The following is a 23,662-nucleotide window of genomic DNA, read 5'->3' on the forward strand; positions in this document are numbered from 1 at the left end:
ACCCGGGATGCATATTGTCAAGTAAGAGCTGTACATTTAGCCAAGACTTTTGGTACAAGAAACGCAAAAGAGAGCCAATACGCGCGTGATGTCAATCTAAAGATGCGCATATGTCAAGAGAATGTTTTACACTATGCAATCCCGCATCCCTGCCCCCGGTTCCCGTCCCGCTAAACTGGGCCCCGTGACGTGGGAAGAGCTACTTGAGCGCCTGGCGCAGGGGCAAGACGAGCGCACGGTGTTCTTGCCCCCAGACCTTTCCCCCGAGGAGCTCGCCCGCCACGCCGCGGGCCTGGCCAACCACAAGGGCGGCACCCTTTTCCTGGGGGTCAGCCGGGAGGGGAACGTCCTTGGAGCCTCGGACATCCACCCCCTCCAGGTCACCCACGCCCTCTTTGAGCTCACCCAGGGCCTTCTTTTGCCCTACGTGGAGGCGGTGGAGGGGCCTATGGGAAGGGTTTTGGCCCTGCACGTGCCGCAAAGCCCAGCGGCCATCGCCGTGGGGGCGGGGCGGGTGCCCTTTTGGAACGGGCAGCGCCTCACCGAGCTCCGCATGGGCCAGGCCCTGCCCGAGCCCGACTTCACGGCCCAGGTCCTGCCAGCGGCGAGCCTTTCCGATCTGGACCCGGTGGAGGTCTTGCGCCTGCGGCGCATCCTGGAGGAGCGGGGAAGCGCCTTGGCCGCCCTGCCCGATCTGGAGCTCCTCTTTGCCCTTGGGCTTTTGGAGCGGGTGGAGGGGGAGGCGAGGCCCACGGTGGCGGGGCTTCTCCTGGCGGGGACCCCCCTGGCCTTAAGGCGGCTTCTGCCCCAGGCGGAGGTGAGTTACTACTTCCACGAGGAGGAGGAGGGGTATAGCTTCCGGGAAGACCTCCTCAGGCCCATCCCCGCCCTATTGGAGCGGCTTCGGGACCTCATCCAGGCCCGGAACCGGGTGCGCTACCTCACCGTGGGCCTATTCCGCATAGAGGTTTGGGACTTTGACCAGGAGGTCTACCGGGAAGCCCTCCTGAACGCCCTAGTCCACCGGGACTGGCAGAGCAGGGACGCCATCCAGGTCCACCACCACCGGGACCGGTTGGAGATCTCCAACCCCGGGGGCTTCCCCCCGGGCATCACCCCGGAAAACGTCCTGCGCCACCCCCCCAAGCGGCGCAACCCCCGCCTGGCGGAGGCCCTGTACCGCCTGGGCTACGTGGAGCGGGCGGGAAGCGGGGTGGACAAGATGTACCGCCTCCTCCTCAAGCACGGCAAGGAGCCCCCGGAGTACCGGCTTTTCCCCGAGGCCCTAACCCTCATCCTCTACAACCCCGAACTGGACGAAGCCTTTGTGCGGGAGCTCGCCGAGGCCCAGGAGCGCTTCGGGGCCTTCAGCCTGGACCACCTCATCGCCGTGGGCCACCTGAGGCGGGTGGGGGAGGCCACCTTGGCGGAGCTCGCCCGGGCCTTGCAGCTTTCCGAGGAGGCGAGCAAGAAGGTGCTCGCCCGCATGGAGCGCATGGGCCTTTTGCGCAAGGAAGGGGGGCGGTACCACCTGGCCCGGCGGGACCCCTTGGCGGAGCGGGCCCTGGCGTTTTTGGCCACCCCTCGGTCCAGGCGGGAGGTGGAGGCCCACCTGGGCCTGCGCCCTAGGGCCGCCTTGGCCTTGCTGAACCGGCTCCTCCGCGAGGGGCAGGCGGAGCGGGTGGGCCGGGGTACGGCCACCCGGTACCGGAGGCGGTGATGGTCCACCTGGTCCTTTACCAGCCGGAAATCCCCCAGAACGTGGGGAACATCGCCCGCACCGCCGCCGCCTTGGGGTGGCCCCTGCACCTCATCCGCCCCTTGGGCTTTCTCCTTTCCAGCCCTAAGCTCAGGCGGGCGGGGCTGGACTACTGGCCCCATGTGGACCTCCGGGTCCACGACGATTGGGCGGCCTTCCTCGCCTCCCTCCCCCCTTCCGCCCGGGTGTGGGCCTTCAGCGCCCGGGCTGGGAAGGACCTTTACCATGCCCGTTTTCAGGAGGGGGACTACCTCCTCTTCGGACCCGAAACCCGGGGGCTTCCGGATGCGGTGCTGGCCCAGTTTCCCTCCCTCAAAATCCCCATGCCGGGGCCGGTGCGCTCCCTCAACCTGGCAGTGGCCGTGGGGGTGGCGGCCTACGAGGCCTACCGCCAGCTCCAGAGCCCTTAGGGGAGGAGGCGGCCTTGCAAAAAGGCTTGGGTCCTAGGGTCCTTGGGGTTTTGGAAGAAGGCCTTGGCCTCCCCTTCCTCCACCACCTGGCCCAGGTAGAGGAAGACCACCCGCTTTGCCAGCCGCTTAGCCTGGAAGAGGTCGTGGGTGGCGAGGATCACCGCCCGCCCCTCCAGCGCCGCCTCGGCGAGGAGGGCCTCCACCTGGGCGACGTTGGCCGGGTCCAGGCTGGCGGTGGGTTCGTCCAGAAGGAGGACCTCGGTCTCCACCAAAAGGGTGCGGGCCAGGGCTAAGCGCACCGCTTCCCCGCCCGAGAGGAGGTGGGCGGGCTGGCGCGCCTTTTCCGCCAAGCCCACCCGCGCCAACAACCTTCGCGCCCGCTCCCAGGCCTCCCGCTTGGCCACGCCCTGGAGGCGGAGGCCAAAGGCGGCGTTTTCCAAAACGCTCCGCCGCAGGAGGGGCGGGGCCTGGGGCAGGTAGGCGGCACGCCCCCCCTCCACCCGGCCTCGCTCGGGTTGGAAGAGGCCCGCAAGAAGGCGGAGCAGGGTGGTCTTGCCGCTACCCGAGGGGCCTAGGACCGCCAGGATCTCCCCGGGGTAGACCTTAAGGTCTTCCACCTCCAGGCGAAACGTCCCGTGGCGGTGGAAAAGCCCCTTGGCCCAAAGCACTGGCCTCATTCCCGCTCCAGGATAACGAGAAGCCCGGTGACCAAAAGGGCAATGCCCATAAGGACCATCCCCAAGGCCAACGCCGCCTCCAACTCCCCTTTGCGGGTTTCCACCACAATGGCGGTGGTGAGAACCCGGGTGTGGTGGCGGATGTCCCCACCCACCAGGGTGGCCGCCCCCACCTCGCTGATGGCCCCGCCAAAGCCCGCGGCCAAGGCAGCGGCCAGGGTGCGGCGGCTTTCCCAAAAGAGGGTGGGGAAGACCTGGGCCTCCGTGCCGCCCAGGCTCCGCACCAAAAGGCGCACCTCCTCCACCCGGGCCCGGGCCCCGGAAAGGACAAAGGCGGCGATGAGGGGGAAGGCCAGGATGGCCTCCGCCAGGACCATGGCGTAGGGGGTGTAGAGGAGGCCGAGGAAGCCCAAGGGCCCGGAGCGGGATAGGAGGAGGTAGAGGAAAAGCCCCACCACCACAGGGGGCAGGGCCATGCCCGCATAGAGGAGCATCCGTCCCCAGGCCCCGCCCCCGCCCCGGAGGGCGAGCCAAAGCCCCAGGGGGACGGCGGGGAGCGCCGCAAGGAGCGTGGCCACCCCCGCCACCCAGAGGCTCCGCCAGGCGATCTCCCAAAGCTCAGCGGCTTCCACCTGGAGGAAGGATACACCGCCCCCGGAGGGGCTGGAAAAGGCTTTGCCCCTCCACCTTTAGGCCTGCGGTGAGCCGGGCCGCCTCCTCGGAGGCCAAGAAGGCCCGAAGCCGCCTGGCCTCCTCAGGGTTTTTCCCCTTGAGGGCCACATAGTAGCTGTACTGGTTGATAAGTAGAGGGTCGCCCCGTTCGTAAAGGGCAACCAGGCCCCTCTTTTTCCCCACGGTGAGGTAGGTGGCCAAATCGGAGAGGGTGTAGGCTCCTTTTTCCGCCGCCAGGACCAAGGTCTGGCCCATGCCCGCCCCCGACTCCAGGTACCAGGGGGGGGTCGGGGTGACGCCTGCCTCCTTCCAGAGGGCGAGTTCCTTGACGTGGGTGCCCGAGCGGTCCCCCCGGGAAACGAAGGGGGCTTGGGTCTTGGCGATCTGCCGCAGGGCCTCCAGGACGGTGGGGGCTTCCCGCACCCGGGCGGGGTCTTCCGGTGGCCCCACCAGGAGGAAACGGTTTTGCGCTAGGCAGAACCCTTCGGCCAGGTGGCCTTGCCGCACCGCCTCCGCCTCGAGGTCCGGGGCGTGGACCAAGACGGCATCCACGTCCCCGCGGGCCGCCAAGGTCAGGGCTTGGCCCGTGCCCACCGCCAAGACCTCCACCTGGATCCCCGTGGCCTTCTGGAAGGGGGGAAGAAGCTGGTCCAAAAGCCCGGAATCGTAGACGCTGGTGGTGGTGGCCAGGCGCAGGGCCACCGCCAGGATAAAAAGGGGAGGAGAAAGGCTCCGAGTCGCATAGACCTAAATATAGCTTAACCCAAGTTGCTACCCAGCCATCTTCTGGGTCAGGAGACTGATGTTATGGGCCAGGACGAAGGTGAGAACTTTGATGACGAAACCCTCCTGGGTCACGGCGTGGATGCGCCTGGGGAAGAGGTGATGGAGCATGCTCCCCACCGTCTCCACCACCCTCCGCCCCACGATGGCCAGGTACTGCATCCAAGGGAGATACCGCCGGCTGTTCCTCCTGCGGATGACCATGGGAACAACCTCCTGGGCCTCCCGGAGGAGGTCCTCGTACAGATGGCTCTCGTACCCCCGGTCCAGGTAGAGCTCCGCCCCCTCGGGAAGGTCCAGGGGAAGGAGGAGAAGCGAAGCGAGGTCGTGGAAGCTCCCCGGGGTCAGGTTCACCTCGTGGACGAACTTCCCGTCGTCCACCAGGAGGTGGAGCTTGAGGCCGTGGAAGTAGACCCGCTTGCTGGGGATGAAGCCGCGGTAGGCCTTGTCCGGGAAGAGGCGGGAGCGGGGGGCGCGGATGTTCTCGCAGGCGGGGAGGGGGAAGGTGTCCAAGGCATACGCCTGGGCCTGGTGGAGGTGCTTCCAGACCTGGGCCAGGAGGTGGAGGAGGGGGAGAAGGAGGGGGTAGAGGGCGTGGAGCCTGCGGTTGAAGCGGCTTGGGGAGGGGACGTGGGTGAAGAGGCCGAGGTCTTTGGCGAGGGCCAGGGCCTTGTTGTGCTTGCCGCCGAACTCTAGGGCGGCAAGGAGGGCGAGGGTGAGGATGGCGGAGGCGGGCGTTTTGGCTTGGGGGTCATCCTTGTAGCCCATGGCTTGCAGGGCGTCGTCTATAATGCAAAAGGCCGCTATGAGACGGGAAAGCATAGCGGCCACTATTTTTTCAGATCCAGGGGATAGGTAGCAACTTGGGTTAGCTTAAGCTTTAAGAGGGGAGGATGTTGGAGGAGGCCTTGGCCCTTTGGCGGGAGGGGCGCTACTTGAGGTGCACGAGGTTTGGAAGCGGCCTGGCTTCGGGCAGAAGGGGAAGAAAAACGCTTTCTCCAGGGGCTTATCCTCCTCGCCGCCGCCCTGCACCAAAGGTCCTTGGGCAAAAGCGGCCAAAGAAACCTCAAGAAGGCGGAAGCCCGGCTAAAGGGCCTGCCAAACCCCTATGGGGGCGTGGACTGGCAGGCGCTTTTGGCGGAGGCCCGGCGTAGACTTGGGGCGTGAACGCTTGGGTCTACGCCTACCGCGGCGGGCTGGTGGAAAACCGCCACCGGGCTTCCCTGGTGGTCTTCGGCCGGGAAGGGGTTTTGGCCTATGCTGGGGAGCCGGACCTTTGGGCCTACATGCGCTCCTCCGCTAAGCCCTTCCAGGCTTTGGCCCTTTACCTCACGGGGGCCGTGGAGCGCTTCGGCCTTGGGGAGGAGGAGGTGGCCTTGGCCACGGCGAGCCACGACGGCACCGAGGCCCACGTGGCGGTGGCCGCCCGCTTTCTCGCCAGGCTCGGCCTGGGTCCGGAGCACCTGGTCTGCGGGGTCCACCCTCCCTTTTCCAGGGAGGCCCGGAAGGCTCTGGAAGGGGCAGGGCTTTCCCCAACCCCCCTCCACCACAACTGCTCGGGCAAGCACGCCGGCATGCTGGCCGCCGCCTTGGCCATGGGGGCGCTTCCGGAGGGCTACCACCTGCCCGACCACCCGGTGCAGCTTCTGAACCGCAAAACCCTTAAAGACCTTTCGGGGACCGAGCCCCTTTACGCCACCGACGGCTGCAGCGTCCCCACCTTCGCCCTGCCCCTTTCCCGGGCGGCGCGAGCCTTTTATTTTTTGGCGGCCCCGGAAGAGGCCCCCGAAGGGTATGTGGAGCCTTTGAGGAAGGTGCGGGAGGCCATGCGCCGCCACCCCCACCTGGTGGCGGGGCCCGGAAGCATTGACACCTGGCTCATGGAGCGGCTTCCGGTGGTGGCCAAGCGGGGGGCGGACGGCTACTATGGCTTGGCTCTCTTGGAAAGCCCCAAGGGGCCTTTGGGCGTCGCCCTCAAGGTGGAGGACGGGGCTACCCAGGCCCGGGAGGTGCTGGTGGTGGCCCTTCTCCGGGCCTTGGGCCTGGACCCCGGCCCCACCCCCTGGGACCAACCCGAGATCCGGAACCACCGGGGCCTGGTGGTGGGCCGCCTCGAGGCCCATCTGGCCTTAACCTGGCTCTGACCGGCGGAGGAGGCTTTGTACGCCTTCGGGTAAAGGCTCCTCCGGGAAAAGGGTCTTATGGCGCTGGGCTAAGTCTTGGAGCAAGGGGATAAGGCTCCTTTCCCGCAGGGCCTCGGGGTAAAGCTCCCGCATTTCGGCCAAAAGCCTTTCCCGGGCCAGGTGCTGCGCCACGAGGAGCGCTTCCCCTTCCAGCCGGGCGGCCTGCCCCCGGCGTAGCCTTTCCGCCTCCTTACGCACGGCGGGGCTTTCCAGGAGGCGGCGGCAGGTGGGGCAGGGGTGGCGTTCGCTCGGGGCGCCGCAGATGGGGCAGGGGCTTCCCGTCTGGCGGGCGAAGAGGGCCAAGGCGGCCCGGGCCACCTTTTCCCGAAGCTCGGGCGGGGCTTCTTGGGCCAGCCTGATGGCCTGGCGCGCCGCCTCGGGGTTTTCCGGGGGCTTGGGGGGAGGCGGGGGCGGGGTTTGCAAGGGCCCCACCAGGAAGCGGATTTCCTCCACCACCCCAGGAAAGCGCTCCTGGTAGCGGCGGAGGAGGGCGAGGCGGCTATAGGCGAGGTGGTGGGCGGTGAGGGGGTCGGCCACCCGCACCAGCAGCGTGCCCCCCTCCAGGCCCACCGCCTCCGTGAGCCGGGCGAGCTCTTTGCCCACCACCTCCTTCCAGGCGGCGAGCACAAGCCCGCGCCGGAGCTTTTCCTTGCCCCCCGCCTTCTTCAGGGCCTCGGGCACCAGGTCCTTTAGCCGCCAGGGCATAGCACCACCCCTCCTTCCATGGTGCACACAAGGACGCCTTCCGGGGCCCAAAGCCCCGCCAAAACCGCCTGGGGAAGCCCTTGGGCGTAGGCCAGGACCGCCCGCCTTCGCGCCTCGTCCAGCTCCTCGCTCCACTCGTCCACCAGGAGGAGGGGCGCCTCCCCGTGGTGCTCCCAAAGGAGGCGGTGCTCCGCTAGCCGCAGGGCCAGGGCCAGGGCCTTGGCCTCCCCCCGGCTGGCGAAGCGGTGGGCGGGGCGGCCCGCCAGGAGGAAGACGAGGTCGTCCCGGTGGGGGCCCACCAGGGTCTGCCCCCGCTCACGCTCCTCTTCCCGCCGCTCGGCCAGCGCCTCCAGGAAGTTCCCCCGCACCGTTTCCTCCAGGGTAAGGCCCGCCTCGAGGGAAGCCAGGCTTCGGTGCACCTCCTGGAAAGTGGGCAGAAAACGCCGCAAAAAGCGGCGCCGCAAGGCCATGATCTCCTCCCCGTAGCGGGCGAGCTCCCGGTCCCAGGCCTGAAGGCCCTCCCCTCCCGCCTTAAGCAGGGCGTTCCGCTGCCTCAGGGCCTTCTCGTAGGCGGAAAGGAGGGCGGTGTAGCGGCGGGAAAAGCGCCCGATGAGCCGGTCCAGGAAGCCCCGACGCTCCTCCTTGGCTCCCAGGACCACCTCCACGTCCTCGGGGGAAACCAGCACCGAGCCGGGAAGCTCCCAAAGCGCCTTCAGGCTCACGGCTTTCTCGTTCAGGAAAACCATCCTTCCCTCGGGGGCAAGGCGCTGCTCCACCCGGAAGACCCCCAGCTCGGTTTCCACCTCGGCGAAGAGCCAGGCCTCCTCCTCCCCAAAGCGCACCAGGTCCCCCAAGGTGGCCCGCACCTCCCCCCCGAGCACGAGGTGGATGCCCCAAAGAAGCCCCGTCTTCCCCTGGGCGTTTCCCCCCACCAGGGCGAAGAGGCCCTGGGGCGGCCGGAAGGCGGAAAAGGCCAGGTTGCGGAAGTTCTTCTGCCGAAGGAGGAGAAGGCGCATCAGAGCTTTACCCGCCGGAAAAGGGCGGGAAGGAGGAGAAGGGAAAGCCCCAAAAGCCCCGCCCCAAGGAGGTAAGGGGCCTCGGGGGCCGTGCGGTATAGCCCGGTGCCTAAAATGGGTCCAAGCATCCGCCCCAGGGCCTGGGCGGCGCTATTTAACCCCGCCACGAGCCCCTGCTCCCCCTCCCCCACCGCCAGGGAAAGGGCCGCGGTCACCCCCGGTCCCGCCAGGGCCGCCCCCGCCCCCTGCAGGGCAAGGCCTAGAGCGAGGAGGGGAAAGGTGTGGGCCACCGCCAATAGGGAAAACCCCAAAATCCCCACGGGAAGCCCCAAAAGGAGGAGCGTCCTTGGGGGCCAAGCGAGCTTCCGCACCAAAACCCCCTGGATGAAGACCGCCACAAGCCCGTAGAGCACCAAGGCCATCCCCACCTTGCGGGCGGTTTCCACCCCACCCAGGCCCAAGCGGTCCTGGAAGTAAAAGGCGATGGTCTGCTCCAGGGCCACGCTGGAAAGGCTCAGGGCGAAGCCCAAGAGCAAAAGCGGGAAAACCCTCCCGTCCCATGGGGAAAGCCGCCCTTTGGGCGCTTCCCCTTGGGGGCGGGACTCGGGCAGGACCAGGGCCACGAAGAGGGCGTTGAAAAGGGCCAGGCCGCTAGCGAAGAAGACCGGGGCCAAGAGCCCAAAAACCGCAGCGAGCCCCGCCCCCAAGGCCGGCCCCAGGATCACCGCCAGGCCGAAGGCCGCCCCCAGAAGGGCCATGCCGGCGGTGCGGTCTTCCCGCTCCGTCACGTCCGCCACGTAGGCCTGGGCCGTGGGCAAGGTGGCGGAGCTAAAGGCCCCGCCCAGAAGCCGGGCCAGGAGGAGGAGGGGAAAGAGGAGGCCTGGGGAGAGGAGGCCCTTCTGCCCCAAGAGGGCGAAGAGGCCGAAGAGGAGGAAGCTTAGGGCGAAGCCCAGGATCCCCAAAAGGAGCACCGGCTTTCGGCCCCTTTCGCTTCGCCTACCCCAGTAGGGGGAAAGGAGGAACTGCATGAGGGCGTAGCCCGTGGAGAAGAGCCCCACCTGGACCTCGCTCAGCCCCAGCTCCCGGCCCAAGGGCCCCAGGATGGGGAAAAGGAGGGAAAGCCCCAGGACGCTGTTGAAGAGGGTGAGGAAGAGGAGGGTGAGGGTGGACATGCCCTAAAGTTTAGCCGAAGCGGCCGGTGATGTAGGCCTCGGTGCGGGGGTCCTTGGGTTTGGTGAAGAGGTTCTCCGTGGGGCCGAATTCCACCATTTCCCCATTTAGAAAAAATGCAGTAAAATCGGATATTCGGGCAGCTTGTTGCATGTTGTGGGTGACGATTACGATGGTCACATGGTCTTTAAGGGAGAGGAGGAGGTCCTCAATGGCCTGTGTAGAGATGGGGTCCAGGCTGGCTGTGGGTTCGTCCATTAAGAGAACTTCTGGTCCCACCGCCAAAGCCCGGGCGATGGTAAGCCGCTGCTGTTGTCCCCCCGACAAACTGCTAGCTGGGGTGCGAAGGCGGTCCTTAACCTCGTCCCATAGGGCGGCGGCCCGGAGGGCTTTCTCCACCGCCTCGTCCAGGCGGGCCTTGTCCCGGACCCCCACCAGCTTGAGCCCAGCGGCCACGTTGTCGTATATCGAAAGGGTGGGAAAAGCCGTGGGTTTCTGAAAGACCATCCCCACGCGACGCCGCACCAGCACAGGGTCTACCCCCGGCGCGTAGATGTTTTCTCCGTCCAGGAGAACCTCACCATCCACTTTGGCGATGGGGGTGAGATCGTGCATGCGGTTCAAGGCTCGGAGAAAGGTGGTTTTGCCGCATCCTGAGGGCCCAATAAGGGCCGTGATCTTGTGGCGGTAGATGGGCAAGGTGACCCCACCCCCTAGACCCACGCCCACCCGCTGGCCGTAGCGAACCACCAACCTTCTGGACTCCATGTGTACGTCTAGGGCTTCCGTGACCATTTAGAACCTCCTCGAGGCCCAGCGAGCGAGAAGACTGGTTAGGGCGATGAGGGCGAAGAGCACAAGGCCTGCAGCCCAAGCCTGGCGATGCCAGTCCTCGTAGGGGCTGATGGCAAAGTTGAAGAGCCGTAAGGGCAGGGTGTCCATGGGCTTGAATGGGTTCAGTTCTAGGAAGGGGTTTCCGAAAGCGGTGAAGAGGAGAGGTGCCGCCTCGCCCGCCGCGCGGGCAAAGGCCAGGAGCGTACCGGTGATGAGCCCGGAGCGAGCGGCGGGTAGCACCAGGGATAGGATAACCCGCCAGCGGGGTAAGCCTAGGGCGAGTCCAGCCTCGCGAATTTCTTTGGGCACCAGACTTAGGACGCCTTCAGTGCTCCGGGCCAGGATGGGGATCATGAGAAAGCCCAGGGCAAAGGCTCCGGAAAGGCCCGAGAACCCGCCCATGGGTTTGACCACCAGGACGAAGGCCAAAAGGCCGAAGAGTATGGCGGGCATGCCGTTTAGGGTATCGGAAAGGAGACGGAGGTAGGGGTTGATGGGGTGGTCCGGGTATTCGGCCAGGAGGATACCGGCGGCGAGGCCAAAGGGCAGGGCGATGAGAAGCCCAAGGCTGTCCACGATAAGGGTCCCCACGATGGCCTGACGCAAGCCCCCACCCCTTTCCCCGGGGGGACGCATGTCCTGGAGGAAGAAGTCTGGGTTTAAGGCTCCCACCCCTTGGACAAGGGCGTAGACGAGAACCAGAAGGAGGACCAAAAACGCAAGGAGGGTGCCGAAGGCCACCAAAGCCTTCATTAAGCGCTCCACTCGGTAACGCCGCTTCAAAACGATCCCCTCTTCCCGGTTCATAAGGCTCCCTTCACTAAGCGTTCCTGGCGCCTTAGCACGTAGGCGGCGGTGAAGTTAACCAGCATTGCCACCAAGAACAGCAGGAAACCCACGGCGATCAGGGCAGATAGGTGCAGGTCTTCCACCGCCTCCGTGAATTCATTGGCAATCACGCTGGGCATGGTGGCCGCGCCGCCGAAAATCGTGTAGGGGAGCTTGTGGGAGTTTCCAATCACCATGGTCACCGCCATTGTCTCCCCCACCGCCCGGCCCAGGGCCAAAAAGGCCCCAGCCAGGATGCCGCCCCGGGCCAAGGGGAGGATGGCCAAGCGCAACACCTCCCAATGGGTGGCTCCTAGGGCATAAGCGGCTTCCCGATGTTCCTTGGGTACCAAGGCGATGGCGTCTCGGGCTAGGGCGGCCGTGTAGGGCACCACCATGGAGGCCAGGATCAAGATGGCGGACATAAGGCCATACCCTGTGGGTACGCCGAGAAGGGGAAGAAGGGCTGGGGCGTGCTCCGACGCCCAGAAGTACAGGGGAAGCTGGACCTTGTCTCTAAGCCAAGGGGCAAGGACAAAGATGCCCCAAAGTCCGTAGACCACACTCGGTACGGCCGCCATCAGGTCCAAAAGAAAGTTAATGATCTGGGCAAGCCACTTGGGGGCGTACTCGGCCACGAAGATGGCTGTTGCTAGGGCGGGGAAAAAGGATAGGAAGAGGGCGGAAAGGCTGACGATCAGCGTACCCAAGATGTATGGCCAAGCCCCAAATTTTCCCCTAACCGGATCCCACTGTGTGTCCAGGGCGAACCCGAGGAGCCCGAAGCCGTGTAAAACGGGGCTACCCCCTCGGTAGAGCTCGTAGGCCATGAGGAGGGCTAGGGCCATCACCCCCGTGGCCAGCAGGAGGAGGATAAAGGCAAAAATCCGGTCGCCGAAATGGGTGTAGAGCCAGCGCATCCTTACCCTTCTACAAAGATAAGGGGTGGCCTGCGAGAAGACCACCCCTGTTAGGCCCGCTTTAGCGGTTCACGATCTCCTTGCCAATAGACTTGCCCTTGTAGGTTACCCGGGAAAGGAGGGCCAAAGCCCGCTGTTGGGCAACGGGGGAAAGGGCCCCGTAATTCAGGGACTCGTTGTACCTCTGCCCTTCGGTGAGGATCCAGTTCACAAACTGCACCAGGGCGCGGGCCTCCTCCTCCGACGCCACTGCTTTGTTAGCAGAAAGCTCCTCGTAGAGGAGGAGGTAAGTAAAGCTGGCAATGGGGTAGCCCTCCGGGGCGGCCGTGTTGGTGAGGGAGACCCGCATGTCCCCGGGTAGGGGAACGTTGGCCGCCGCTTTAATGGAGGCGAGATCCGCTAGAACAAAGCGCCCCGCTTTGTTCTGCACTGCGCCATAGGCGAGGCCGTTCTGCTTGGCGTAGGTGAGCTCCACGTAGCCCAAGGCCCCGGGAGTTTGCCGCACCACCCCGGCTACCCCCTCGTTTCCTTTGGCCCCGACTCCCACAGGCCAGGCCAAGCTGGTGCCCCGGCCCACCTTCTGTGCCCATTCGGGACTTACTTTGGAAAGATAGTCTGCCCAAACGTAGGTGGTGCCGGATCCGTCGGAACGGTGGACCACGGTGATGGGCAAGGGCGGGAGCTTGACTCCAGGGTTCAGCTCCTGGATGGCGGGATCGTTCCAGGTCTTTATCTTGCCCAAGAAGATGTTGGCTAAAACCTGACCGGTGAAGCGCAGGGGCTCCTGGACCCCGGGTAGGTTGTAGGTGGGTACCACCGCCCCCAGGGCATAACCGATATTTAGGGCGTTGGTCTTGAAGCGTCCTCTTATCTCCTTCATGCGCTGGTCATCCAGGGGGGCGTCGCTTGCTCCGAAGTGTACGGTTTGCTCCAGAAACTGCCGGATCCCGCCGCCGGAGCCGATGGACTGGTAGTTGATGCGCACCTTACCCCCCGTGAGCCGAACGTACGCATCGGCGTACTTGGCTACCAGCGGATAGGGAAAGGTGGCGCCGGCGCCCACCAACGTGACGCTTTGCTGGGCCCAAGTGAGGCCCAAAAGAACCAAAACCCCAATAAAACCGCGTTTCCTCATCGCGCTACCTCCCACGGAACACTGTGCACGCCCCATGTCAGGAGACGGTCAGGACCTTGGAGCTTACCTCGTCCAGTCCCGCCAGGTTGTAAAGCCCCCGGCGGATCACCGCTCCACCCAAAAGCCTTTCCCCCTGGTAGAAGACAGCGCTTTGCCCGGGGGTGACGGCGAAGACGGGCTCTTGGAAGCGGAGGCGCAAGGGGCTCAGGGACTCCACCCGGGCCCGCACGGGGGGGGTGCGGTAGCGCACCTGCACCTCCACCTCCTCGGGGAGCTCGGCCAGGAGGTTCAGGCCTTCCCCTTCCAAGCCCTGCCAGAAGGTGGCCTCCTTAGGTCCCACGTAGACGATGTTGGCTTCGGGGTTTAGTCCCACCACGTACCGCTCCAGGTGGGGCTTGAAGAGCCCAAGCCCCTTGCGCTGCCCCAGGGTGTAGAGGCTAGCCCCCTGGTGCTCCCCCACCACCTCCCCCGTGAGGGCGTCCACCACGGGGCCGGGGCGGGTCTGGAGCCGGCTTTGCAGGAACTCCCTTATGTCCCCGGCCACGAAGCAGAGGTTCTGGCTTTCCGGCTTCCTGGCCGTGGGGAGGCCCGCCCGCTCCGCCAGGGCCCGCACCTCGGGCTTGGTGAGGTGCCCCACGGGGAAGAGGAGGTGGGGGATGGCCTCCTTGGGGGTGCCCCAAAGGAAGTAGGTCTGGTCCTTCCTGGGGTCCAGCCCCCGGAGGAGGGCTTGCCCCTCTTTACGCACGTAATGCCCGGTGGCCACGTAGTCCAGGCCGAGCCGCCTCGCCTGCTGGAGGAGGGCCCCGAACTTCACGTGGGTGTTGCAGCGGGCGCAGGGGTTGGGGGTGCGCCCCTGGGCGTAGTCCTGGAGGAAGGGCCCGATGATCTCCTCCTCAAAGACCTCGCGGTAGTCCAGGAGGTAGAAGGGGATGCCAAGAAGCTCCGCCACCCGCCTCGCCTCGTAGGCGGCGTCGGGGCTGCAGCAGCTTTCCCAGGCCCTGGGCTTTCCCCCCTCCAGGCGCACGGGGGGCAGGTCGGGCCAGAAGCGCATCATGGCCCCCACCACCTCGTAGCCCGCCTCCTTGAGGAGGAGGGCGGCCACGGAGGAGTCCACCCCCCCGGACATGGCCACCAGGACCCGCTTCATGCCACCACCTTCTCCTTAAGCGCCGCCTCCGTGCTCCGGATGGCCACCTCCACCATCTCGGGGGGGGGCTCGGCCACGGTGAGGGCCTGGAAGCGGAAGCCAAGCTCCCTTAGGAGGCGGGAGAGGGGATCGTGGTGCCGGGCGGAGAAGTAAAGGAGCTCAAAGGCCAAGGCGGCCACCACCGGGAGGAAGAGGACCCGGGCCAGAAGCCGCCACCAGAGCACCTCGGGGGCGGGAATGAAGCTATAGACCAACACGGAAACCACGATGACGAAGGCCAGAAAGGTGGTGCCGCAGCGGGGGTGGAAGCGGGGCTGGGCCATGACGTTTTCCACCGTGAGGGGCAGGCCCTTCTCATAGGCGTGGATGGCCTTGTGCTCCGCCCCGTGGTACATGAAAAAGCGCTGGATCTCCGGCATGCGGCCGATGAAGCGGAGGTAGCCCAGGAGGATCCCCACCTTGATGAGGCCCGCCAGCCCGTTGTAGAGGACGGGGTGGCGGCTTGGGTCCACTAAGAGCCCTGAGAGGAAGCCGGGGAGGACGATGAAGAGGGCGATGCCCAAGAGGAGGCTAAAGGCCACGGTGCCCCAAAGCGCCCCCTTGGGCACCTCCTCTTCCCCGGCGAGCTCGGCGCTCCGGGCTAAGGCGCGGTAGCTCACGGAAAGGGCGTCAAAGAGGGCCACCACCCCACGGAGGAGGGGGAGGCGGGCGAAGGGGTAGCGCTCGGTGAGGGCGGGCTCCTCGTGGCGCTCCACGTGGATCTCCCCGTTCTTGAGCCGCACCGCCAGGGCCCAGGCCCAGGGAGCCTTCATCATCACGCCCTCGAGGGCCGCAGCCCCCCCCAAGGCCGCCTGTTTGGCCAAAAGCAAGAAGCGCATCCTTCCCATTCTGCCACGGGCGGCGTGGTATAACCCTAGGCGTGATCACCCTAAGCGCTAGCCAGGCGACGCTTTTGGAAGCGGAAGCCCCCTTGAAGGTGGCCTTCGTGCAAAAAGGAGCCCTCCTGCCCCAGGGAGAAGCCCTGGACGCCCGCCTGGGCGGGCTTTTGCGCCGTGCCTGGGAGGGGGCGGGGCTTAAGGAGGCGGGGGACCATCTCCTCCTCGCCACGCCCGAAGGGCACGTCCTCCTCTTCGCCCTGGGGGAGGACCTGCGGGCGGCGGGGGGTCGGCTGGCCCAGGTCCTCACCCGGCTTTCCTTCCCCCGGGTTTTGGTGGAGGGGGTGGGAGAGGCTTACCCCTTGCGGAGGGGCTGTACCTCGGGGCCTACCGCTACACCCGCCACAAGACGGAAAAAGAGGAGAAGCCCCTAACCCTGGAGCTTTCCGGCGCCCAGCCCGGGGATTTGGAGCGGGCGAGGAAGGTGGCGGAAGGGGTCTACTTCGCCCGCGACCTGGTGAACGAGCCCCCGAACCTCCTCACCCCAGAGGCCCTGGCGGAGGCGGCCCTTTCCCTAAAGGAGCTCGGGGTGGAGGTGGAGGTCTTGGACGAAGGGGCCATCCAGGCCTTGGGCATGGGGGCCTTCTTGGCGGTGGGGCAAGGCTCGGAGAATCCGCCCCGCTTCATCCACCTCCGCTACCGCCCGGAAGGGGCCAAGGGCAGGCTGGACCTGGTGGGGAAGGGCCTCACCTTTGACTCCGGGGGCTACTCCCTAAAGCCCACGGAGAGCATGGCCACCATGAAGTCGGACATGGCGGGGGCGGCGGCGGTGCTCGGGGCCTTTAGGGGGGCCGCCCTTTTGGGCCTGCCACTGGAGCTTCGGGGGTACATCGCCGCCTGCGAGAACCTGATCTCGGGCCGGGCCTACCGGGTGGGGGACGTGCTCAAGACCCTTTCCGGCAAGACCGTGGAGGTGATGAACACCGACGCCGAGGGCCGCCTCACCCTGGCGGACGCCTTGGCCTTCGCCGAGCGGCAGGGGGCCCAGCGCATCCTGGAGCTTTCCACCCTCACGGGGGCGGCGGTGGTGGCCCTGGGGGAAGAGGTGGCGGCGCTCTTCGCCACGGAGGCGGGCTTTGGGGAGGCGGTGCGCCGGGCGGCGGAGGAGGTTGGGGAGAAGGTCTGGCCCATGCCCTTGGAGAAGTCCTACCGGGAAAAGCTCAAAAGCGCCGTGGCCGACCTAAAGAACGTGGGGGACCGCAACGGGGGCGCCATCACCGCCGCCCTCTTCCTGGCGGAGTTCGTGAAGATGCCCTTGGTCCACCTGGACATCGCCGGGCCCGCCTTTTCCAAGAAGGCCCACGCCCTGGGGCCGGAAGGAGGGACGGGCTTCGGCGTGCGCACCATCCTGCGCCTGGCCGAGTCCCTGGTTCAGGGGTAAGGAAAGGGCCCGGGGCACCCCCGGGCCCTTAGGTAGCCCCCCTTAGCCCTGGCAGTTCGGGCACTTCCCCCTAAACTCCAGGCGGAAGCCTTCCAGGGCCCAGCCCGTGCGCTCGGCGGCCGCCTTGAGGGCGGGCTCGAGGTCCAGCTCGGGAAGGTTCTTCAAAAGGAGGTCTTCCACCTTGCCGCAGGAGGTGCAGACCAGGTGCGCGTGGGGCTCGTTGTAGCCGTCGTAGCGGGTGTAGCCCTTGGGGTCCTTGAACTCGTAGATGAGGCCGTGCTCCCGCAGGACGTGGAGGTTCAGGTAAACGGTGGAAAGGCCGATGTCGTAGCCCCGCTTCTTCAGGCCCTGGTAGAGCTCCTCCGGGGTGGGGTGGACGTTCTTGCGGTCCAGGAAGCTTAGGATCCGTTCCCTGGGCAGGGTGTGCCGGAGGCCCACCGCCTTTAGCCGCGCCCGGTAGTTTTCCTTTTCCTTGGTCCTTGGCATGGCTCCTCCTTCCTTTCAATTCCAGTATACACAGGCCATGTGCAAATGCAACACTTGAGCCGTGTTAAACGAGTACAATCAATAGTTTGCACGGAAGAATGCTTCTTCTGGAGGAGATTTTGCTAAGCTTCTCCTTTTTATTTTGGAGAAAATTTTCTAAAACCGCAAGGGCCCGTCCAGGGTATAATGGGCCCACCTTGGAGCGGCCCATCTACCGCATCCTGCACCTGGTCTTCGCCCTGGGCGTGGCCCACGCCCTTTTTCTCCTGGGGCAGGAGGGGGTGCGGGCCTACCGCTTGGCCCAGGAAAGGGCTAGGCTGGAGGAGGCCCTTTCCCGGGCCGAGGCCCGGGTGGCCGAGCTCAAGGCGGAGCTTGCCGCGGCCCAGGACCCCGCCCACCTCGAGGCCCTGGCCCGCAGGCTCGGCCTGGTGCGCCCAGAGGAGACGTTAAAACGGCGATGAGGGAAGACCCGGCCCACCTGCTTTTGGAAGACGAGGCCTTGACCGACGGCCTCACCGACGAGGAGGCGGAAACCCTCCTCTCTTGGCTTTTGGAGTTGGCCCACGAGGCGAGCCCCGCCCAGCTCGCCCACCTGAGGCGGCTGGGCCACGAGATCACCCGCCTTTCCCGGGATTACGGCGTGCCCGTGGAGGAGCTCATCGGCCTGGTGGAGCTGAGCTGGGGGGAAGGGGAGCCCCCGGGCCTCCAGGCCTAAAGGACCAGGGCTTTCAGGAGTTCCCGCACCTCCTCGAGGCGGGGCGGGGGCGGGCTTTTGCGGTAGATGAGGGAAACCTGCAAGGCCGCCTCCTCGGCCAGGGGCTTGAGCACCGTGCCCGGGTGGGGGAAGACCCGGTAGGGGGCCAGGGTGAGGTAGACCCCCACCCCGGCGGCCACCAGGCTCACCGCCTGGGGGAAGCGGGCCACCTCCCGGGCCACCTTGGGGGTGAACCCCGCCCGGCGGAACACCTCCATGAAGGCCTCGTGCAAAGGGGGGAGGGTCTCCTTGGGCAGGAGCAGGAAGGGCTCGTCCCTCAAGGCGGCGAGGGGCACCCGCGCTTCCCGGGCCAGGGGGTGGCTTTCCGGGAGGAGGACCACGATGGGCACCTTCAGAAGAGGCTCCTCCCCGACGGCGGGGTCGGCCACCTTGAGCCCGGCGAGGCCGTAGTCCAGCCTCCCCTCCTTCAGGGCCTTCACCTGCTCGGGGGTGTGCATCTCCAGGACCTCCACCGCCTGGCCCAACCCCCGGCGCAGGTGGTCCAGAAGGGGCATGAGGTCGGGAAGCAGGTTTTCCGGCACCCCGAAGCGGAGGGCCTGCCAGCCCGCCCGGCGCACCCTTTCCTTTAGCGCCTCCACCTCTTGGAGGAGGCGGCTTCCCTCCTCCTTGAGCACCTCCCCCGCGGGGGTGAGGCGGAAGGGCTTCCTTTCCAAAAGCCGCACCCCGAGCTCCTGTTCCAGGGCCTTGATCTGCTGGGAAAGGGCGGGCTGGGAGAGGTAGGCCCGCTCCGCCGCCCGGTGGAAGTTTCCCTCCTCCGCCAACACGAGGAAGAGCCGCAAGCGGCGCAGGTTCATGATAAGAAAATCCTATCACTCCACGCCCCACCTTTCTATTGGACAAGCCGCCTCCTTTGCCCCAGACTGGGGAATGAGTCGGTGTAGTGTAGTTGGCGCCAAAAGGGGGAAGCATGACGGAGCGCGCGCTAAGGGAAGCCTGGATGGCCCTATCCGAGGAGGAGCGGGCCCGCTTCCTGGAGGTGGAAAACCGGGAGTGGCTGGAGTCCTTGGAGTACGTCCTCCGGGTGGAGGGATTTGAGCGGGTGGAGGAGCTTTTGCGCCTTTTGGACGAGTACCTTTACCTGCAGGGGTACTTCCCGCAAAACCGCCTCTCCACCCCCTACCTGAACACCATTCCCAAGGAGAAGGAGCCGCCTTACCCGGGGGATCTGGAGCTGGAACGGCGCATCGTCAACATCCTGCGTTGGAACGCCGCGATGATGGTGGCCCGGGCCAACCAGAAGGCGGACGGCATCGGGGGGCACATCTCCACCTACGCCTCCATCGCCGAGCTTTTTGAGGTGGGGTTCAACCACTTCTTCCGGGGGCCGGAGGCGGGGCTGGACCGGGACCTGGTCTTCTTCCAGGGGCACGCCTCCCCCGGGATTTACGCCCGGGCCTTCTTGGAAGGGCGGCTTAAGGAGGCGGACCTGGAGAACTTCCGCCGGGAGGTGCACCCCCCGGTGCCGGAGGGGCGGGGGCTTTCCAGCTACCCCCACCCTTGGCTCATGCCGGATTTCTGGGAGTTTCCCACGGTTTCCATGGGCCTTGGGCCCATCCAGGCCATTTACCAGGCCCGCTTCATGCGCTACCTCGAGGACCGCGGCCTCAAGCCCAAAGCTCCGCCAAGGTCTGGGCCTTCCTGGGGGACGGGGAGCACGACGAGCCGGAGACCATCGGGGCCCTCCACCTCGCCGCCCGGGAGGGGCTGGACAACCTGATCTTCGTGGTGAACTGCAACCTCCAGCGCCTGGACGGGCCCGTGCGGGGCAACTCCAAGATCATCCAGGAGCTGGAAAGGCTTTACCGGGGAGCGGGCTGGCGGGTGATCAAGGTCGTCTGGGGCTCCGCTTGGGACGAGCTCATCGCCAAGGACCGGGAGGGCCACCTCCTCCGGCGCTTTGAGGCCTTGGTGGACGGGGAGAGCCAGCGCTACGCCGCTTTTGGGGGGAAGGAGCTCAGGGAGCGCTTTTTCAACACCCCGGAGCTAAAGCGGCTCATTGAGGGCATGACGGACGAGGAGCTCACCGAGCTCACCCGTAGCCGTGGGGGCCACGACCTCAGGAAGATCTACGCCGCCTACAAGATGGCGGTGGAGCACAAGGGAAGCCCCGTGGTCATCCTGGCCCGCACCATCAAGGGCTACGGCATGGGGCCCACGGCCATGGCCAAGAACGTGGCCCACCAGGTGAAGAAGCTCACGGAGGAGGACCTAAGGGAGGCCCGGGCCTTTTTGGGCATCCCCATCCCCGAGGAGAGGCTCAAGGACCTCCCCTACTACCACCCCGGGGAGGACGCCCCCGAGGTGCGCTACCTGAAGGAGCGGCGGAAGGCGCTGGGGGGGTTCCTCCCCGAGCGTCGGGTGCGCTTCAAGGGGGGCCTCGAGGTGCCGGGGGAGGACTTCTTCCGGGAGTTCTACGAGGGCTCGGGCGGGCGGGAGATCTCCACCACCATGGCCTTCGTGCGCATCCTGGCCAAGCTCCTCCGCCACCCCACCATCGGCAAGCTCATCGTGCCCATCGTCCCCGACGAGGCGAGGACCTTCGGCATGGAGGCCCTGATCGCCCAGGTGGGCGTCTACTCCCCCCAGGGGCAGCTGTACATCCCCGTGGACGCCGGCACCCTCACCGCCTACAAGGAGAGCAAGGAGGGCCAGATCCTGGAGGAGGGGATCACCGAGGCCGGGGCCATGGCGGACTTCATCGCCGCCGGCACCGCCTACGCCCACTGGGGCATCCCCACCATCCCCTTCCTCATCACCTACTCCATGTTCGGCCTGCAACGGGTGGGGGACCTGGTCTGGGCCGCCGCCGACCAGCGCACCCGGGGCTTCCTCCTCGGGGCCACCGCCGGGCGCACCACGCTCCTCGGCGAAGGGCTTCAGCACCAAGACGGCCAAAGCCACGTCTACGCCCTGGCCGCCCCCAACCTCCTGGCCTACGACCCCGCCTTCGCCTACGAGTTCGCCGTGATCCTCGAGGACGGCCTGAGGCGCATGTACGGGAAAGGGGAGGACGTCTTCTACTACATCACCATAGAAAACGAGAACTACGTCCACCCCCCCATGCCCGAGCCCCGGGAGGAGGTGAAGGAAGGCATCCTCAAAGGGCTTTACCTCTTCCGCAAAGGGGAGGGGAAGGGCCCCAGGGTGCAGCTATGGGGCACGGGGCCCATCCTCCCCGAGGCCATCAAAGCCCAAGACCTTCTGGCCCAGTACGGCGTGGTGGCGGACGTTTGGAGCGCCACCAGCTACAAGGCCCTTTACTACGACGCCATGGAGGCGGAACGGGAAAGGAGGCTCCTCGGCAAGGCGCGAACCCCCCACGTGCGGGCGGTGTTGGAGGGGCACGAGGGCCCGGTGGTGGCGGCCACGGACTACCTCAAGGCCCTGCCCAACCTGGTGCGGGACCACGTGGGCCGCCCCTTCTGCGCCTTGGGCACCGACGGCTTCGGCCGCTCCGACACCCGGGAGGCCCTAAGGGACTTCTTTGAGGTGGACGCCCGGCACATCGCCTACGCCGCCTTGGCCCTGCTCCACGAGGAGGGGAAGGTGGGGGCCGAGGTCTTGGAGCGGGCGCGGGGGGAGCTCGGCCTTAAGCTAGAGGAAGTGCCGCCCCACCGGCGCTAGGAGGCCAGGCATGGAACTCAAGCTTCCCGAACTGGGCGATAACGTGAGCGCGGCCACGGTGGTGGGGGTTCTGGTCAAGGAGGGCGACCGCATAACCCCCGGCCAGCCGGTTTTGGAGTTGGAAACGGACAAGGCGGTGATGGAGGTGCCCGCGGAGGCGGGCGGGGTGGTGCGGCGGGTGCTGGTGAAGGTGGGGGACGAGGTGCGCCCGGGCCAGCCCTTCTTGGAGTTGAGCGAGGAAGGTGGGGAGGCCCCCACCAGGGCGGCGGAGACGCTCCCCGAGGCGGCGCCCGCTTCTTCCAATAAGGCGGAGGCGCAAGCCCTCGAGGCCCCTTCCCCCGGGGCGCCCAAGCCCGAGCCGCCAAAGCCTCTTCCTCCTGAAGAGCGCCGCCTCATCCCCGCCGCCCCCTCCATAAGGCGGCTTGCCCGGGAGCTCGGGGTGGACCTCGCGGGGGTGCGGGGCACGGGCCTCGCCGGGCGCATCACGGAGGAGGACGTACGCCGGGCGGCGGGGCTTCTGGAAGCGCCCAAGGAGGGGGTGGCCCTTCCGGTCCCCAAGCTTCCCGACTTCGCCAAGTGGGGCCCGGTGCGCACCGAGCCCATGAGCGGGGTGCGCAAGGCCACCTTACGGGCCATGGCCCAGGCCTGGGCCCAGGTGCCCATGGTCACCCACTTTGACGAGGCGGACATCACCGAGCTGGAGGCTTTGCGCAAGCGCTACGCCAAGAAGGCGGAGGAAAGGGGCTTCCGCCTCACCCTCACCGCCTTCCTCCTCAAGGCCCTGGCCCTCACCTTGAAGGCCTTCCCCAAGTTCAACGCCTCCATAGATGCGGAAAAGGCCGAGGTCATCTACAAGGACTACGTGCACATCGGCGTGGCCGTGGACACCCCCCACGGCCTCCTGGTCCCGGTAATCCGGGACGTGGACCAGAAGGGGGTTTTGCGCCTGGCCCAGGAGCTTCAGGAGGTTTCCGAACGGGCCAGGGAGCGGAAGCTTGCCCCGGAGGAGATGCAGGGGGGGACCTTCAGCCTCTCCAACCTGGGGGGGATTGGCGGGGTGGGCTTCACCCCCATCGTCAACTGGCCCGAGGTGGCCATCCTCGGGGTTTCCCGCTCCCAGATGAAGCCCGTCTGGGATGGGGAGCGGGAGGCCTTCGTGCCGCGGCTTGTCATGCCTTTTAGCCTCACCTACGACCACCGCCTCATTGACGGGGCCGAGGCCGCCCGCTTCTGCCGGCACCTGGCGGGGCTTCTGGAGGACCCCTTGGGCCTCGCCCTGGAATAAGGGCCCTCGTGTACTATGGGAAAGTATGCGCGTCATCGTGGTGGGAACCCGGGGTAGCGCCCTTGCCCTGGCCCAGACCCGGTGGGTGGTGGAGCGCCTCAAGGAAAGCTGGCCCGAGGCGGAGTTTAAGGTCAAGACGGTGAAGACCCGGGGGGACCAGGGGGCGGACCCCAGGGAGCAGGCCATCTTCGTCAAGGAGCTCCAGGAGGCCTTGCTTTCCCGGGAGATTGACATCGCTGTGCATTCCCTCAAGGACCTGCCCACGGAAGAGCCCCCGGGGCTTAAGATTGCCGCCATCCCCCGGCGGCAAGACCCCCGGGACGTCTTTTTGGGCAAGACCTACAAGCGCCTGGAGGACCTGCCCCAAGGGGCGGTGGTGGGGACGAGCTCCGTGCGCCGTAAGGCCCAGCTTCTCGCCCACCGGCCGGACTTGGTGGTGAAGGAGCTTAGGGGAAACGTGGACACCCGCCTGGCCGCCTTGGGCAATGGGGAGTACGACGGCATCATCCTGGCGGCGGCGGGGCTTTTGCGCCTGGACCTCCGGAACCGCATTGACCAGTTCCTGGAGCCCGAGGTGATGCTTCCCGCCCCCGGCCAAGGCGCCTTGGCCCTGGAGGTGCGGAAGGGGGACGATCTGGCGGAGGAGCTCTGCTACGCCCTCCACCACCACCCCTCCCACGACCGGGTGCGGGCGGAAAGGGCTTTCCTCAAAGGTCTTGGGGCGGGTTGCCTGGCCCCCGTGGGGGCCTTGGCCCAAGTGGCGGAGGACGGCACCTTGGTCCTGGAGGGGGGGCTTTTCTCCCCTGACGGCAAGAGCTTCATCCGGGCGGAGATTGAGGGGGACGCCTCGGAGGCGGAGGAGCTGGGTTTGGAACTCGCCCAGGACGTGTTGGAGCAGGGAGGGCGGGAGATCCTCGCCCAAACCCGAGCGGTTTAG

General features: G+C 66.6%; 22 protein-coding genes and 3 pseudogenes. 10 read left to right on the forward strand and 15 right to left on the reverse strand.

Annotation, left to right across the window (positions count from 1 at the left end; genetic code table 11):
• Positions 1-184: 184 nt before the first annotated feature.
• Together QT17_RS00130 and QT17_RS00135 are read left to right on the forward strand one after the other, a co-directional pair.
• The gene (locus QT17_RS00130; protein ID WP_039454930.1) at positions 185-1,720 is read left to right on the forward strand and encodes an ATP-binding protein; all 1,536 of its coding nucleotides are present in this window, start codon (positions 185-187) and stop codon (positions 1,718-1,720) included.
• Complete coding sequence (locus tag QT17_RS00135) at positions 1,720-2,169, forward strand: tRNA (cytidine(34)-2'-O)-methyltransferase (RefSeq protein WP_039454931.1); 450 nt, start codon at positions 1,720-1,722, stop codon at positions 2,167-2,169. The genes QT17_RS00130 and QT17_RS00135 overlap by 1 nt, the downstream gene beginning before the upstream one ends.
• On the opposite strand, the gene QT17_RS00140 is transcribed toward QT17_RS00135, so the two are convergent.
• The 4 genes from QT17_RS00140 to QT17_RS00155 are packed head-to-tail and all read right to left on the reverse strand — an operon-like array spanning position 2,166 to position 5,123.
• A complete protein-coding gene (locus QT17_RS00140; protein ID WP_039454933.1) occupies positions 2,166-2,846 on the reverse strand; it encodes an ATP-binding cassette domain-containing protein in 681 nt (226 codons plus the stop codon). The genes QT17_RS00135 and QT17_RS00140 overlap by 4 nt on opposite strands.
• Complete coding sequence (locus tag QT17_RS00145; protein ID WP_039454936.1) at positions 2,843-3,478, reverse strand: ABC transporter permease; 636 nt, start codon at positions 3,476-3,478, stop codon at positions 2,843-2,845. Before QT17_RS00145 ends, QT17_RS00140 begins: the two co-directional genes overlap by 4 nt.
• Positions 3,465-4,229, reverse strand: a complete 765-nt coding sequence (locus QT17_RS00150; RefSeq protein WP_039454937.1) for a substrate-binding domain-containing protein — start codon at positions 4,227-4,229, stop codon at positions 3,465-3,467. Before QT17_RS00150 ends, QT17_RS00145 begins: the two co-directional genes overlap by 14 nt.
• 60 nt (positions 4,230-4,289) lie before the next feature.
• Positions 4,290-5,123 carry an IS982 family transposase gene (locus QT17_RS00155; RefSeq protein WP_039454941.1) on the reverse strand — a complete coding sequence of 278 codons (834 nt, stop codon included), beginning with the start codon at positions 5,121-5,123 and terminating at the stop codon, positions 4,290-4,292.
• A gap of 71 nt (positions 5,124-5,194) precedes the next feature.
• Here QT17_RS00155 and QT17_RS00160 point away from each other — a divergent pair.
• Both QT17_RS00160 and QT17_RS00165 read left to right on the forward strand, forming a co-directional pair.
• Positions 5,195-5,468, forward strand: a pseudogene (locus QT17_RS00160) (DUF309 domain-containing protein).
• Positions 5,465-6,445, forward strand: coding sequence for an asparaginase (locus QT17_RS00165; RefSeq protein ID WP_039454942.1), 981 nt, complete (start codon positions 5,465-5,467; stop codon positions 6,443-6,445). Before QT17_RS00160 ends, QT17_RS00165 begins: the two are co-directional and overlap by 4 nt.
• Here QT17_RS00165 and QT17_RS00170 read toward each other — a convergent pair.
• The 9 genes from QT17_RS00170 to QT17_RS00210 all read right to left on the reverse strand — a co-directional run bounded on the left by QT17_RS00170 (position 6,431) and on the right by QT17_RS00210 (position 15,117).
• Positions 6,431-7,189: a DUF721 domain-containing protein gene (locus QT17_RS00170; RefSeq protein WP_039454944.1), complete on the reverse strand. Its 759-nt coding sequence runs from the start codon at positions 7,187-7,189 to the stop codon at positions 6,431-6,433. The two genes, QT17_RS00165 and QT17_RS00170, sit on opposite strands and share 15 nt — an antisense overlap.
• The gene (recF, locus tag QT17_RS00175; RefSeq protein WP_039454946.1) at positions 7,174-8,205 is read right to left on the reverse strand and encodes a DNA replication and repair protein RecF; all 1,032 of its coding nucleotides are present in this window, start codon (positions 8,203-8,205) and stop codon (positions 7,174-7,176) included. The genes QT17_RS00170 and recF overlap by 16 nt, the downstream gene beginning before the upstream one ends.
• Positions 8,205-9,377, reverse strand: a complete 1,173-nt coding sequence (locus tag QT17_RS00180) for an MFS transporter (RefSeq protein WP_039454949.1) — start codon at positions 9,375-9,377, stop codon at positions 8,205-8,207. The genes recF and QT17_RS00180 overlap by 1 nt, the downstream gene beginning before the upstream one ends.
• A gap of 10 nt (positions 9,378-9,387) precedes the next feature.
• On the reverse strand, positions 9,388-10,143 hold the full coding sequence (gene pstB / locus QT17_RS00185; RefSeq protein WP_369792347.1) for a phosphate ABC transporter ATP-binding protein PstB: 756 nt from the start codon (positions 10,141-10,143) through the stop codon (positions 9,388-9,390).
• Between the two features lie 27 nt (positions 10,144-10,170).
• Positions 10,171-11,016 (reverse strand): phosphate ABC transporter permease PstA, encoded by an 846-nt coding sequence (gene pstA, locus QT17_RS00190; protein ID WP_039454954.1) that lies wholly within the window; start codon positions 11,014-11,016, stop codon positions 10,171-10,173.
• Positions 11,013-11,957: a phosphate ABC transporter permease subunit PstC gene (pstC, locus tag QT17_RS00195; RefSeq protein ID WP_235283672.1), complete on the reverse strand. Its 945-nt coding sequence runs from the start codon at positions 11,955-11,957 to the stop codon at positions 11,013-11,015. Before pstC ends, pstA begins: the two co-directional genes overlap by 4 nt.
• Before the next feature lie 61 nt (positions 11,958-12,018).
• Positions 12,019-13,092 (reverse strand): phosphate ABC transporter substrate-binding protein PstS, encoded by a 1,074-nt coding sequence (gene pstS, locus QT17_RS00200; protein ID WP_039454960.1) that lies wholly within the window; start codon positions 13,090-13,092, stop codon positions 12,019-12,021.
• Between the two features lie 37 nt (positions 13,093-13,129).
• Positions 13,130-14,239, reverse strand: a complete 1,110-nt coding sequence (gene mnmA / locus QT17_RS00205; RefSeq protein WP_039454962.1) for a tRNA 2-thiouridine(34) synthase MnmA — start codon at positions 14,237-14,239, stop codon at positions 13,130-13,132.
• On the reverse strand, positions 14,236-15,117 hold the full coding sequence (locus QT17_RS00210) for a DUF1385 domain-containing protein (protein WP_039454964.1): 882 nt from the start codon (positions 15,115-15,117) through the stop codon (positions 14,236-14,238). The genes mnmA and QT17_RS00210 overlap by 4 nt, the downstream gene beginning before the upstream one ends.
• Before the next feature lie 41 nt (positions 15,118-15,158).
• Here QT17_RS00210 and QT17_RS00215 point away from each other — a divergent pair.
• Positions 15,159-16,555 (forward strand): annotated as a pseudogene (locus QT17_RS00215) (leucyl aminopeptidase).
• A gap of 42 nt (positions 16,556-16,597) precedes the next feature.
• On the opposite strand, the gene QT17_RS00220 reads toward QT17_RS00215, so the two are convergent.
• Complete coding sequence (locus tag QT17_RS00220; protein ID WP_039454967.1) at positions 16,598-17,041, reverse strand: Fur family transcriptional regulator; 444 nt, start codon at positions 17,039-17,041, stop codon at positions 16,598-16,600.
• A gap of 197 nt (positions 17,042-17,238) precedes the next feature.
• Here QT17_RS00220 and QT17_RS00225 point away from each other — a divergent pair, with 197 nt between their 5' ends.
• Together QT17_RS00225 and QT17_RS00230 are read left to right on the forward strand one after the other, a co-directional pair.
• Complete coding sequence (locus QT17_RS00225) at positions 17,239-17,502, forward strand: septum formation initiator family protein (protein WP_039455461.1); 264 nt, start codon at positions 17,239-17,241, stop codon at positions 17,500-17,502.
• The gene (locus QT17_RS00230; RefSeq protein ID WP_039454969.1) at positions 17,499-17,756 is read left to right on the forward strand and encodes a hypothetical protein; all 258 of its coding nucleotides are present in this window, start codon (positions 17,499-17,501) and stop codon (positions 17,754-17,756) included. The genes QT17_RS00225 and QT17_RS00230 overlap by 4 nt, the downstream gene beginning before the upstream one ends.
• On the opposite strand, the gene QT17_RS00235 is transcribed toward QT17_RS00230, so the two are convergent.
• A complete protein-coding gene (locus QT17_RS00235; protein ID WP_039454972.1) occupies positions 17,753-18,610 on the reverse strand; it encodes a LysR family transcriptional regulator in 858 nt (285 codons plus the stop codon). The two genes, QT17_RS00230 and QT17_RS00235, sit on opposite strands and share 4 nt — an antisense overlap.
• A gap of 113 nt (positions 18,611-18,723) precedes the next feature.
• Between QT17_RS00235 and aceE the strand changes: the two are divergent.
• From aceE to hemC, 3 genes and pseudogenes are all read left to right on the forward strand, one after another.
• Positions 18,724-21,440 (forward strand): annotated as a pseudogene (aceE, locus tag QT17_RS00240) (pyruvate dehydrogenase (acetyl-transferring), homodimeric type).
• 10 nt (positions 21,441-21,450) lie between these two features.
• Positions 21,451-22,725, forward strand: coding sequence for a 2-oxo acid dehydrogenase subunit E2 (locus QT17_RS00245; RefSeq protein WP_039454976.1), 1,275 nt, complete (start codon positions 21,451-21,453; stop codon positions 22,723-22,725).
• Positions 22,726-22,750: 25 nt separating this feature from the next.
• Positions 22,751-23,662: a hydroxymethylbilane synthase gene (gene hemC / locus QT17_RS00250; RefSeq protein ID WP_039454979.1), complete on the forward strand. Its 912-nt coding sequence runs from the start codon at positions 22,751-22,753 to the stop codon at positions 23,660-23,662.

The sequence above is a fragment of the Thermus sp. 2.9 genome (assembly GCF_000794385.1).
In the GTDB taxonomy this organism is placed as follows: Bacteria; Deinococcota; Deinococci; order Deinococcales; family Thermaceae; genus Thermus; species Thermus thalpophilus.

What these genes read in the sequence shown, in the direction of transcription:
- QT17_RS00245 (WP_039454976.1), top strand. Translation starts at nt 21,451, where the DNA reads ATGGAACTCAAGCTTCCCGAACTGGGCGATAACGTGAGCGCGGCCACG.
- QT17_RS00135 (WP_039454931.1), top strand. Translation starts at nt 1,720, where the DNA reads ATGGTCCACCTGGTCCTTTACCAGCCGGAAATCCCCCAGAACGTGGGG.
- QT17_RS00230 (WP_039454969.1), top strand. Translation starts at nt 17,499, where the DNA reads ATGAGGGAAGACCCGGCCCACCTGCTTTTGGAAGACGAGGCCTTGACC.
- pstC (WP_235283672.1), bottom strand. Translation starts at nt 11,957, where the DNA reads ATGCGCTGGCTCTACACCCATTTCGGCGACCGGATTTTTGCCTTTATC.
- pstS (WP_039454960.1), bottom strand. Translation starts at nt 13,092, where the DNA reads ATGAGGAAACGCGGTTTTATTGGGGTTTTGGTTCTTTTGGGCCTCACT.
- QT17_RS00170 (WP_039454944.1), bottom strand. Translation starts at nt 7,189, where the DNA reads ATGCCCTGGCGGCTAAAGGACCTGGTGCCCGAGGCCCTGAAGAAGGCG.
- QT17_RS00140 (WP_039454933.1), bottom strand. Translation starts at nt 2,846, where the DNA reads ATGAGGCCAGTGCTTTGGGCCAAGGGGCTTTTCCACCGCCACGGGACG.
- QT17_RS00235 (WP_039454972.1), bottom strand. Translation starts at nt 18,610, where the DNA reads ATGAACCTGCGCCGCTTGCGGCTCTTCCTCGTGTTGGCGGAGGAGGGA.
- mnmA (WP_039454962.1), bottom strand. Translation starts at nt 14,239, where the DNA reads ATGAAGCGGGTCCTGGTGGCCATGTCCGGGGGGGTGGACTCCTCCGTG.
- pstA (WP_039454954.1), bottom strand. Translation starts at nt 11,016, where the DNA reads ATGAACCGGGAAGAGGGGATCGTTTTGAAGCGGCGTTACCGAGTGGAG.
- QT17_RS00220 (WP_039454967.1), bottom strand. Translation starts at nt 17,041, where the DNA reads ATGCCAAGGACCAAGGAAAAGGAAAACTACCGGGCGCGGCTAAAGGCG.
- QT17_RS00155 (WP_039454941.1), bottom strand. Translation starts at nt 5,123, where the DNA reads ATGCTTTCCCGTCTCATAGCGGCCTTTTGCATTATAGACGACGCCCTG.
- hemC (WP_039454979.1), top strand. Translation starts at nt 22,751, where the DNA reads ATGCGCGTCATCGTGGTGGGAACCCGGGGTAGCGCCCTTGCCCTGGCC.
- QT17_RS00180 (WP_039454949.1), bottom strand. Translation starts at nt 9,377, where the DNA reads ATGTCCACCCTCACCCTCCTCTTCCTCACCCTCTTCAACAGCGTCCTG.
- QT17_RS00210 (WP_039454964.1), bottom strand. Translation starts at nt 15,117, where the DNA reads ATGCGCTTCTTGCTTTTGGCCAAACAGGCGGCCTTGGGGGGGGCTGCG.
- recF (WP_039454946.1), bottom strand. Translation starts at nt 8,205, where the DNA reads ATGCGCCTTCTCCTCCTTCGGCAGAAGAACTTCCGCAACCTGGCCTTT.
- pstB (WP_369792347.1), bottom strand. Translation starts at nt 10,143, where the DNA reads ATGGAGTCCAGAAGGTTGGTGGTTCGCTACGGCCAGCGGGTGGGCGTG.